The organism is Actinophytocola sp. (assembly GCF_009379765.1).
Lineage (GTDB): Bacteria > Actinomycetota > Actinomycetes > Mycobacteriales > Pseudonocardiaceae > Actinophytocola.
This window is the reverse complement of sequence record NZ_WHTD01000238.1, coordinates 1-9,483: the sequence shown is the minus strand read 5'-3', so window position 1 is coordinate 9,483 and position 9,483 is coordinate 1. Positions and strand designations below refer to the sequence as shown.

Annotated in this window: 10 protein-coding genes and 1 pseudogene; 7 read left to right on the top strand and 4 right to left on the bottom strand. The window is 72.7% G+C overall.

The genetic code is table 11. The features are described 5' to 3' along the window. A pseudogene (locus tag GEV28_RS40280) lies at positions 1–243 on the top strand (hypothetical protein); the annotation flags it as partial. Positions 244–254: 11 nt separating this feature from the next. On the opposite strand, the gene GEV28_RS40275 reads toward GEV28_RS40280, so the two are convergent. Next, a complete protein-coding gene (locus GEV28_RS40275) occupies positions 255–1,367 on the bottom strand; it encodes a dipeptidase (protein WP_291419328.1) in 1,113 nt (370 codons plus the stop codon). A gap of 290 nt (positions 1,368–1,657) precedes the next feature. Between GEV28_RS40275 and GEV28_RS40270 the strand changes: the two genes are divergently transcribed. From GEV28_RS40270 to GEV28_RS40260, 3 genes are all read left to right on the top strand, one after another. Beyond that, positions 1,658–2,374 (top strand): response regulator transcription factor, encoded by a 717-nt coding sequence (locus GEV28_RS40270; protein WP_260191334.1) that lies wholly within the window; start codon positions 1,658–1,660, stop codon positions 2,372–2,374. A 135-nt stretch (positions 2,375–2,509) separates the two neighbouring features. After that, positions 2,510–3,736 (top strand): ribonuclease D, encoded by a 1,227-nt coding sequence (locus GEV28_RS40265; RefSeq protein ID WP_291419323.1) that lies wholly within the window; start codon positions 2,510–2,512, stop codon positions 3,734–3,736. Between the two features lie 3 nt (positions 3,737–3,739). Further along, positions 3,740–4,570 (top strand): DUF72 domain-containing protein, encoded by an 831-nt coding sequence (locus GEV28_RS40260; RefSeq protein WP_291419321.1) that lies wholly within the window; start codon positions 3,740–3,742, stop codon positions 4,568–4,570. 349 nt (positions 4,571–4,919) lie between these two features. Here the strand turns inward: GEV28_RS40260 and GEV28_RS40255 are convergent, their stop codons facing one another. From GEV28_RS40255 to GEV28_RS40245, 3 genes are read right to left on the bottom strand one after another with little or no spacing between them, the layout of a single operon-like run. After that, positions 4,920–6,050 (bottom strand): HAMP domain-containing sensor histidine kinase, encoded by a 1,131-nt coding sequence (locus tag GEV28_RS40255; protein WP_291419319.1) that lies wholly within the window; start codon positions 6,048–6,050, stop codon positions 4,920–4,922. Next, entirely contained in the window at positions 6,047–6,727 is a 681-nt protein-coding gene (locus GEV28_RS40250; protein WP_291419317.1) for a response regulator transcription factor, read from the bottom strand. The genes GEV28_RS40255 and GEV28_RS40250 overlap by 4 nt, the downstream gene beginning before the upstream one ends. Before the next feature lie 35 nt (positions 6,728–6,762). After that, on the bottom strand, positions 6,763–7,425 hold the full coding sequence (locus tag GEV28_RS40245) for a helix-turn-helix domain-containing protein (RefSeq protein WP_291419316.1): 663 nt from the start codon (positions 7,423–7,425) through the stop codon (positions 6,763–6,765). 92 nt (positions 7,426–7,517) lie between these two features. On the opposite strand from GEV28_RS40245, the gene GEV28_RS40240 reads away from it, so the two are divergent. The 3 genes from GEV28_RS40240 to GEV28_RS40230 all read left to right on the top strand — a co-directional run. Further along, positions 7,518–8,681, top strand: coding sequence for an acyl-CoA dehydrogenase family protein (locus GEV28_RS40240; RefSeq protein ID WP_291419314.1), 1,164 nt, complete (start codon positions 7,518–7,520; stop codon positions 8,679–8,681). A gap of 36 nt (positions 8,682–8,717) precedes the next feature. Continuing rightward, positions 8,718–9,032 carry a PadR family transcriptional regulator gene (locus GEV28_RS40235; protein WP_291419312.1) on the top strand — a complete coding sequence of 105 codons (315 nt, stop codon included), beginning with the start codon at positions 8,718–8,720 and terminating at the stop codon, positions 9,030–9,032. Further along, on the top strand, positions 9,029–9,483 hold a 455-nt coding region (locus GEV28_RS40230; protein WP_291419310.1), incomplete at its 3' end, for a hypothetical protein. The genes GEV28_RS40235 and GEV28_RS40230, both read left to right, overlap by 4 nt.

Genomic DNA, 9,483 nt, shown 5'->3' with positions numbered 1-9,483 from the left:
CAGCTCTGCCCGAGCTACCGGGGCGCGGACCACTACGTGGACGAGGCGGCGGTCACCGACGGCGACCTGATCACCGCTTCCGGCACGGCCCCGCTCGACTTCGCCCGGCACGTGCTGACCCGGCTGGACGTGGTGTCCTCGAAGGCGTTGGAGGCCTGGTACCAGCTCTACAGAACGAGCAAGGCCGAGTACTACTTCGCCCTGATGAGAGCTCCTTACCCCAGCCCGGCTGACCCGCTCTGACGAGCCGCGGGTCAGCTCGCGGCGGCCACCTCCTCCGCCGCGGCCAGGGCACGGAGCACGTTCTCGCCCGCGAGCTTGGCGCAGTCCTCCTCGCTCCAGCCCCGCTCCAGCAGGGCGGCGAACAGGGCCGGGTAGCCGCTCACGTCCTCCAGGCCGGTCGGCAGGAAGCCCACGCCGTCGTAGTCGCCGCCCAGGCCGATGTGGTCGACGCCCGCCACCTCGCGGGCGTGTTCCACGTGGGCCACCACCTCGGCGATCCCCACCGGCGGCTGCGGCGGGCCGGACCACCCGGTCTGGAACCGGTGGCGCTCCGCCACGTCGCGATGGTCCTTGCCGGCGGCGGTCATCGCGTCCTGGATGGCCTTGTCCCACTCGACCAAGGAGTCCGACACGAAGTACGGCACGAACGTCACCATGCAGACACCGCCGTTCCCGGCGAGCCGGGTCAGCACGTCGTCCGGGACGTTGCGCGGGTGATCGGTGACGGCCCGGCACGAGGAATGGCTGAAGATCACCGGAGCGCGGCTCGCGTCGAGTGCGTCGCGCATCGTCGTCGCGGCCACGTGCGACAGGTCCACCAGCATTCCGAGTGAGTTCATTTCCGCGACGACCTCGCGGCCGAAGTCGGTCAGGCCGCCGACCGCCGGCTCGTCGGTGGCCGAGTCGGCCCACGGCACGTTCTCGTTGTGCGTCAGCGTCATGTACCGCACCCCGAGCCGGTACAGCGCGCGCAGCACTCCCAGGGAGGAGTTGATGGAATGTCCGCCTTCGGCCCCGAGCATCGAGGCAATCCGGCCCGCGGCGAACGCCGCGCGGGCTTCGGCGGCCGTCGAGACGATTTGCAAATGCTCCGGATATTTACCAGCCAGGGTGTGGACGAGCTCGCACTGCTGGACGACCGCGGTGACCGCAGAGTCACCGGTCAGCCGACACGGGACGTACACCGACCAGAACTGCATCCCGACGCCACCGGCGCGGAGTCGGCCGAGGTCGGTGTGGAACGACGGCTGCGGCTGGGTCAGATCGACGCCGAAACCGTCCGAACGGGACGTGTCGACACCAGGCACCATGCGCAGTGCCCACGGCAGGTCGTTGTGCCCATCGACGAGAGGGCTGGACTTCAACAACGTTCGAGCGCGCTCGAAATACCCGTTCGCCACTACCGCGACCTCGTTTCATCGTGTGCCGGCGCTTATCCGTTACGTCACCAACGAAGAGTCACCCGATCGTGTTACATCCGCACGCCGGAGTGATGTCTCGATTGGATAGATAACGAATTGATCATCCCGCTAACCCGCTTGGGGGGCTAGGCTGCGGACGTCGACACCACTTTCGGTCCAATGGCGGCGCGGCTGTTTGGCCGAAGGTCCCGGTGTAGGTCGGGGGGCACGACCGACTCCAGGGAGGTAGTGACGTGGCTGCCGTCGGCTTAGGTCAGGCCGTTCGAACCACGCCAGCCGGCGTGTTGCCGGCGAACATGGTCCCGCATCCGCGGGAAGAGTTGTTCTCGGTGCTGGTGGTCGATGACCATCCACTGTTGAGGGAGGCGATAGCTGCCCGGTTGACCCAGATGGGTGCGGGCACCGTCCATGAGGCCGCCACGGTGGCCGAGGCGAGGGCGAGGGCGTTGGCCACTGGGCCGTGCGACCTGGCAATACTTGACCTCGGGTTGCCTGACGGCAGTGGTATAGAGCTGGTGACCGAGCTCCGTGGCCATGGTTGGCCCCGGATCGTGGTGCTGGCGTCGTCAGACGATCCGTACGCCGTGCGTTCGGCCTTCCAAGCAGGGGCCCAGGCCTACCTGCTGAAGTCGGCCTCGCCGGTGGTCGTGACCGACGGGGTCAGGCGAGTGCTCGAAGGCGGCGTCTACGCCGACCCGAGCGTCGCGCCCATCCTCGCCACGGGCACGCGGGTCCCTGGCACGGACAACACCCCACGCGAGCTTTCCGCTCGCGAGGTCGAGGTTCTCCAGCTCGTCGCGGACGGGCAGTCCAACAAAGAGATCGGTGAGGGGCTCAACCTGTCGGCTTTGACAGTCAAGAGCCACCTCTCGCGGATCGGCCGGAAGTTGGGCACCGGCGACCGGGCACAGATGGTCGCGCTGGCCATGCGGGCCGGCGTGATTCGCTGATCTGACACTCGGCGGATCGGGGCGCGGGGCATATGCGCTCCCCGATCCGTCGGTGTTCGAAACCGCATAACCGCTCGTTGGGCGCACGTCGAGGACGCCCGTCCCGTATGGTCATCCGCCGTGGGCGAATCGGGGATGGAAACTGACGAGGAGGCACGGCCTGAGCCGGTACTGCTGACCCAACCAGTGGACGGCACACCGGACGTGGTCGCCTCGTTCGAGGCGCTGCGGGAGGCCTCGGGCGCTCTGGCCGCTGGCCGGGGACCGATCGCGGTGGATACCGAGAGAGCCTCCGGCTACCGCTACTCCCAACGGGCATACCTGGTGCAGGTGCGCCGCGACGGCGCCGGCACGGTACTGCTCGACCCGGTCGCACTGAACGACCGCATCGACTCCTTCATCGCCTCGCTCGCGGACACCGAGTGGGTGCTGCACGCGGCCTCCCAGGACCTCCCCTGTCTCGCGGAGCTGGGCCTGCACCCGGCGCGGCTGTTCGACACCGAGCTGGCCGGCCGGCTCGCCGGGTACGAGCGGGTCGCCCTCGGCACGCTGGTGGAGCTGCTGCTCGGCTACCGGCTGGAGAAGGGCCACGGCGCCGCCGACTGGTCGCGCCGGCCGCTGCCGCAGGACTGGCTGGACTACGCCGCGCTCGACGTCGAGCTGCTCGTGCCGCTGCGCGACGTGCTCGAGGCCGAGCTCGACGCCCAGGGCAAGCTCGAGTGGGCGCTCGAGGAGTTCGAGGCGCTGCGGGTCGCCCCGCCACCGCCGCCGCGCGCCGAGCCGTGGCGGCGCACGTCCGGCATCCACCGCGTCCGCACCCCGCGCGGGCTCGCCGCGGTCCGGTCGCTGTGGGAGGCCCGGGACACGCTGGCCCGGCAGCGCGACATCGCGCCCGGCCGGGTGCTGCCGGACAGCTCGATCGTGCAGGCGGCCGTCACGTCCCCCGAGGACGAGGCCGCCCTGCTGGCGCTGCCGGTGTTCCGCGGCCGGTCGCAGCGGCGGATCGTGGACATCTGGCTGCGGGCGGTCCGGGAGGCGGCCAAGCTGCCCAAGGGCGAGCTGCCCGACCCGTCCCCGCCGCACGACGGCCCGCCGCCGCCCAACCGCTGGGCCGACCGCGACCCGGCGGCCGCCGCGCGGCTGTCCGCGGCGCGGGCCGGGCTCGCGACGATCGCCGAGGAGCACCGGGTGCCGATCGAGAACCTCCTGCAGCCCGACCTCGTGCGGCGCACCTGCTGGCGCCCGCCCGCGCGGCTGTCGGCCGACACCGTGGCCGACGCGCTGCGGGCCGGCGGTGCGCGGGAGTGGCAGATCGCGCTGACCGTCGACAAGCTCTCCACCGCCCTCAACGGCACCGGCTGAACCGTGCCCGGCCGGGTCCGGATCGGCACGTCGGGCTGGGTGTACCCGCCGTGGCGCGGGGTGTTCTACCCGCCGAAGCTCGCGCACCGCCGCGAGCTCGAGTACCTGTCCGGCCAGGTCGACTCGGTGGAGATCAACGGCTCGTTCTACGCGCTGCAGCGGCCGTCGAGCTACGAGGCGTGGCGCGACCAGACGCCGGAAGGCTTCGTGTTCGCGGTCAAGGGCGGCCGGTTCATCACGCACATGAAGCGGCTGCGGGACGTCGACGGGCCGCTCGCCAACTTCTTCGCCTCCGGGGTGCTCGCCCTGCGCGCCAAGCTCGGGCCGGTGCTGTGGCAGCTGCCGCCGACGCTCGCGTTCGACGCCGCGCTGCTCGCGGACTTCTTCGCGATGCTCCCCCGCACGACCGCCGCGGCGGCGGCACTGGCGACCCGGCACGACGAGCGGCTGGCCGGCCGGGCGTGGACGGTCGCCGACACGGACCGCCCGCTGCGGCACGCGCTGGAGGTGCGGCACCCGAGCTTCACCGACCCGGCGTTCCTGGACCTGCTGCGCGACCACGACATCGCCGTGGTGATCGCGGACGCGGCGGCGAGCTGGCCGTACCTGGAGCACGTGACGACCGGCTTCGCCTACGTCCGGCTGCACGGCAGCACCGAGCTGTACGCCAGTGGCTACCCCGACGAGGCGCTCGACGAGTGGGCGGCACGGATCCGCGGCTGGGCCGCCGACGGGGTCGACACCTACGCGTACTTCGACAACGACGCGAAGGTCGCGGCGCCGCGGGACGCGATGGCGCTCGCGGCTCGCTTGGCTGTCGGCCGAGTGAACTGACCCCGGCCGAGCGGCCACCCCGGTAGCTTCGGGCGCGTGCTCGAGCCGCTCGCCGACGATGATCCACGTGCCGTGGGACCGCTCACCATCGAGGGCCGGCTGGGGTGAACGCGGCCGACGCCGAGGACCTCACCCAGCTGCGGACCGCGGTGTTCGACGCGCCGACCGGCTACCCGCTCGTGGCCGTCGGCTACGTCATCGCCTGCGCCGGCTACGCCGCCCCGGCGACCGCACCCGCGGGACGCGACGTCCTGCTCACCGCGCTCACCACCGAGCCCGGGGCGGGCGATGGCTACCGGCTCCCGACCGGCGACCTCGCGGACCGGCTGGTCGCCACCATCGGGGACACCTACCGACCGGCCGCCGGCAGGTGCACGGTCACGGTCAACCCGCCGCCCGGCACGGCCTCCGCGCCGACCGTCCCGTGGTGGGCGCGCACGACCGCGCGGACGATCGACAGGCCCAGGCCGGTCCCGGAGTGCGCCGTGCGGTCGACCCCGCCCCGGCGGAACGAGTCGAACAGCTCCTCCACCCGCTCGGGGTCCACCACCGTGCCCGACGAGCTCACCCGCAGCGTCGCCCAGTCGGGGGTGCAGCCGGTGCGGACGTCGATCCAGCCGCCCTCGACGTTGTGCCGGACGGCGTTCTCCAGCAGGTTGCCGGCCACCCGCTCCAGCAGCGCCGGGTCGCCGACGGCCGATGTGGGCAGCGGGTGGAACACCGGCCTCAGCCGGCGGTCGGCGGCGTCGGCGCGGATGGGGCGCCACGCCGCCTCGACCACCTGGGCCAGGTCGACCCGGTCGAGCACGCCGAGACCCAGCCCGTCCGTGCGCGCGAGGAGCAGCAGCGCCTCGACGAGGTGGCCGGCCCGCAGCGTCGCGTTGCGCACGACGCCGGCCATGCGGCGCAGCTCGTCCGCGTCGGCGTTCGGGTCGGCGAGGGTGACGTCCAGCTCGGTGCGGATCACCGACAGCGGGGTGCGCAGCTCGTGCGAGGCGTTGGCCACGAACTGGCGCTGCGCGCTGAACGTCGCCTGCAGCCGGTCGAGCATCGCGTCGAACGTGTCGGCCAGCTCGGCCACCTCGTCGCGGGGGCCCCGGATGGAGATCCGCTCGCCCAGCGACTCCGCGGACAGCCGCCGCGCGGTGCCGGTGACGTCGCGGATCGGCTTGAGCACCCGGCCGGTGAACGTCCACGCCAGCAGCGCGGTGGCCAGGAGGACGCACACGAACGCGATCGAGCCGGCGACCAGCACGCGCGAGCGGGCGTTGTCGCGCAGCACCTCGGCCAGCTGGTCCGCCCTGACCCGCACGCCGTCGACCACGATCGTCGTGCCGGCCGGCAGCGTGGGCGCGGTGACCGCGGTGTCCACCAGCATCCAGCCGAGCCACAGCAGCAGCGCGGCGACCACGGCGACCAGCGCGGTGGCGAGCAGCGTGATCCGGCCCCGCAGACCGGGACCGCGCCGCGCGTCGCTCACCCCGGGGTATCCGCGGCGGAGGTCGGCACCCGGTACCCCGACCCCACGACGGTGTCGATGATCCCGGGCTCTCCCAGCTTCTTGCGCAACGTCATCACCGTGACCCGCACCGTCGTGGTGAACGGGTCGGCGTGCTCGTCCCAGACGCGCTCCAGCAGCTCCTCGCTGCTCACCACCGAGCCGGCCGCGGCGAGCAGCACCTCCAGCACGCCGAACTCCTTGCGGGTCAGCTCGACCGGCAGGCCCGACCGGGTGACCGTCCGGCGCGCCGGGTCGAGCTCCAGGTCGCCCGCGCGCAGCACCGGCGGCGTGACCGGCGTCGACCGCCGGGCCAGCGCCCGGACCCGCGCGACCAGCTCGTCGAACGCGAACGGCTTGGCGAGGTAGTCGTCGGCGCCGAGGGACAGGCCCTCGACCCGGTCGGCGACCGATCCGCTGGCGGTCAGCATGATCACCCGGGTGAGCGCCCCGGACGCGACGATCTCCCGGCACAGCTCGTCGCCGGACATGCCCGGCAGGTCGCGGTCGAGCACGACCACGTCGTAACGCGTGACGGTGGCCTTCTCGTGGCCCTCGTCGCCGTCCAGCGCGATGTCCACCGCCATGCCCTCGCGTCGCAACCCCCTGGCGACCGCGTCGGCCAGGGGTTCCTCGTCCTCGACGATCAGAATCCGCACGGTACAAAGGTGCCACAGTGGACGTGGGGCCGCCGTCAGCCCCGCCGGGCGGCCCGCACGGTGTCGGCGACGGGGCTCGCCCGCATCCAGCCGGGCAGCCCGCGCACCACCCAGCGCGCACCGGTCAGCTCGATGGTGCCGGCGCGGACCGCGTCGAGCAGCTCGAGCTCGCCGAGCCACATCCGGTACAGCGTCGCCAGGTCCGCCGACAGCACGGCGTCGATGTCGAAGCCCGGGTCGGTGTGGCAGACCGACGCGTCGCCGGGCTCGAGCACCAGCCAGTACGTGCGCCGCCGGTCGGCGATCTCGACCTGGATCACCGCGCGCTTGGCGATCCCGCTGCTGTCGACCCGGCCGTGCATCCACCACATCAGCAGCTCCGGGTCGAGCTCCTCGGGCCGCGGCTCGCCGAACGCGTAGCGCGCACCCCAGTCGGCGAGGCCGAACACGAGCGGGCGCAGGTCCTTGCCGGCGCGGGTCAGCGCGTAGCCGTCCTCGGTGCGCTCCACCAGGCCGGCGTTGGCGAGCTGGCGCAACCGCCGGGACAGCAGTGCCCGCGACAGGCCGGGCAGGCCGCGGGAGATCTCGTTGAACCTGGTCGCGCCGATGAGCATGTCCCGCACGATCAGCAGCGTCCACCGGTCGCCGAGCACCTCCACGGCCCGCACCATCGGGCAGTACTGGGCGTAGGTCCTCATGTCTGGAGGTCGCGGCCACTCGGGGTCCGTTACGCCCGCGGGGTTCAGTTTCTGTACTACCTGTCCGGTTCCCGAGTTTCTAGCGTCGAGCCATGACGACGATCGAGAGAACCAAGCCTGAGTTGGCCGACGACCGGTTCGTCGGCCTGGCCGCCCGCATCGGCGCGGTGGCCGCCGAGCACGCGGCCGAGCACGACCGCGACGCGACGTTCGTGACCGAGGCCTACGCGGCGATGCGTGAACACGGCTACCTGGCCCTGGCCGTACCCGAGGAGCTCGGCGGGCTGGGCGCCACGATTCGCCAGGTCTGCTTCGCGCAGGCCGAGCTGGCCCGTCACGACGGCGCGACCGCGCTGGCCGTGGCGATGCACCAGTACCTGGCGCTGATGCAGGTCTACCGCCGCCGGACCGGGGCACCCGATGCGGAAGCGGTGCTGCGCCGGATCGCCGACGAGGGCCTCGTGATCGCGACCAGCGGCGGTTCGGACTGGCTGTGGCCCACGACCACCGCCGTGCCCACGACCGAGGGGTTCGTGGTCAGCGGGCGCAAGGCGTTCTGCAGCCAGTCCCCCGGCGCGACGGTGATCGCCACCTGCGCGGTGCTGGGCGAGCCGGGTGTGGACGCCGAGGTGCTGCACTTCAGCGTGCCGCTGTCCGCGCCCGGGGTCCGGGTGGTCGAGACCTGGGACACGCTCGGCATGCGCGGCACGGCCAGCCACGACGTGGTGCTGGAGGACGTCCTCGTGCCGGCCGGCAAGATCACCGGTCGGCGACCGTACGGCGAGTTCGGCGGCCCGCTGATGGCCGCGGTGGTGCACTTCGCGCCGGTCGTCGGAGCGACCTACCACGGGATCGCGGCCGGCGCCCGGGACGCGGCGGTGGCCGCGGTCTCCGGCGGCCCGGTGCCGATCTCCAGGCTCCCCAGCGTGCACCGGCAGGTCGGCCTCATGGACGCGAAGCTTCGTTGCTCGTGGTGGGCGCTGCTTGGCGCGATCGACGAGCTGGGCGATGACTACCCGGCGAACCCTGCGGCGGCGAACACGGTGATGCTCGCCAAGCGCCAGCTGGTCACCTCCGCGATCGAGGTCGTCGACGTCGCGATGGAGGTGCTCGGCGGGCGGTCGTTCTACCGCCGCTACCCGCTGGAACGCGCCTACCGCGACGTGCGGGCGGGCACGTACCACCCGTTCACCCCGGAGGCCACGCTGTACTTCGCGGGCAAGCTCGCGCTCGGCGACCCGGGCGTCACCGAGTGATTGCCCGGATAACTCTGTCTATACAGAGTTATCCGCGTGACCCGCTCCAGACAGCCGTCGGCGCAGACCGTGGCGGTGCTCGAGGCTCTGGCCGAGGACCCCGCCACCTGGCGGTACGGCTACGAGCTGGGCCAGCAGCTCGGGCTCAAGGCCGGCTCGATGTACCCGATCCTCATGCGTCTGGCGGACCGTGGGCTGCTCGAGACCTCGTGGGAGAGCGCCCCGCCCACGGGCCGGCCGCCGCGGCACCTCTACCGGCTCACCGGTCCCAGCCGAACCCTGGCCGCCGACCTCGGGACGGCGACCTCCCGCGCGCCCGAACGGGTGCGCGGGCGGCTGGAGAGGACATGACGCGCGCGGGTGAGTGGGCCCTGTCGGTGGTCGCGGCCGCGGCGTTCAGCGCGGTCTGGCTGGTCGCGGTCGTCAGCAGCAAGCCCGGCACGTTCGTTGAGGCGACCGTGATGCTGGTCTGGTGGGCCGCGATGACCACGCCGGGGGTGTTCGCGGCCCGGCTGCTGATCCGGGACACGCCGACCAGGACGTCCACCGCGGACGGACCGGACCGGTTGCTCGCCACGGTCACCGCGTTCCAGGCCGAGCATCGCCGCGAGTGGGGCGCGGCGATGAGCGCCGAGCTCGACGCGGTGCCGGGCCGCGCGCAGCGGTGGTGGTTCGCGGCCGGCTGCGCGTGGGCGACGCTGTTCCCGCCGCGCGAGGACCGGGTGTGGCCCGCGGCGGCGCTGGTGGTCGGGGCGACGGTCGGGGTCGCCCTGCCCGCGATGACGGTGTTCGCGGTGACCTT

Coding starts and splice junctions, on each gene's coding strand:
- GEV28_RS40245 (WP_291419316.1), bottom strand. CDS start 7,425: ATGAGGACCTACGCCCAGTACTGCCCGATGGTGCGGGCCGTGGAGGTG.
- GEV28_RS40240 (WP_291419314.1), top strand. CDS start 7,518: ATGACGACGATCGAGAGAACCAAGCCTGAGTTGGCCGACGACCGGTTC.
- GEV28_RS40265 (WP_291419323.1), top strand. CDS start 2,510: ATGGAAACTGACGAGGAGGCACGGCCTGAGCCGGTACTGCTGACCCAA.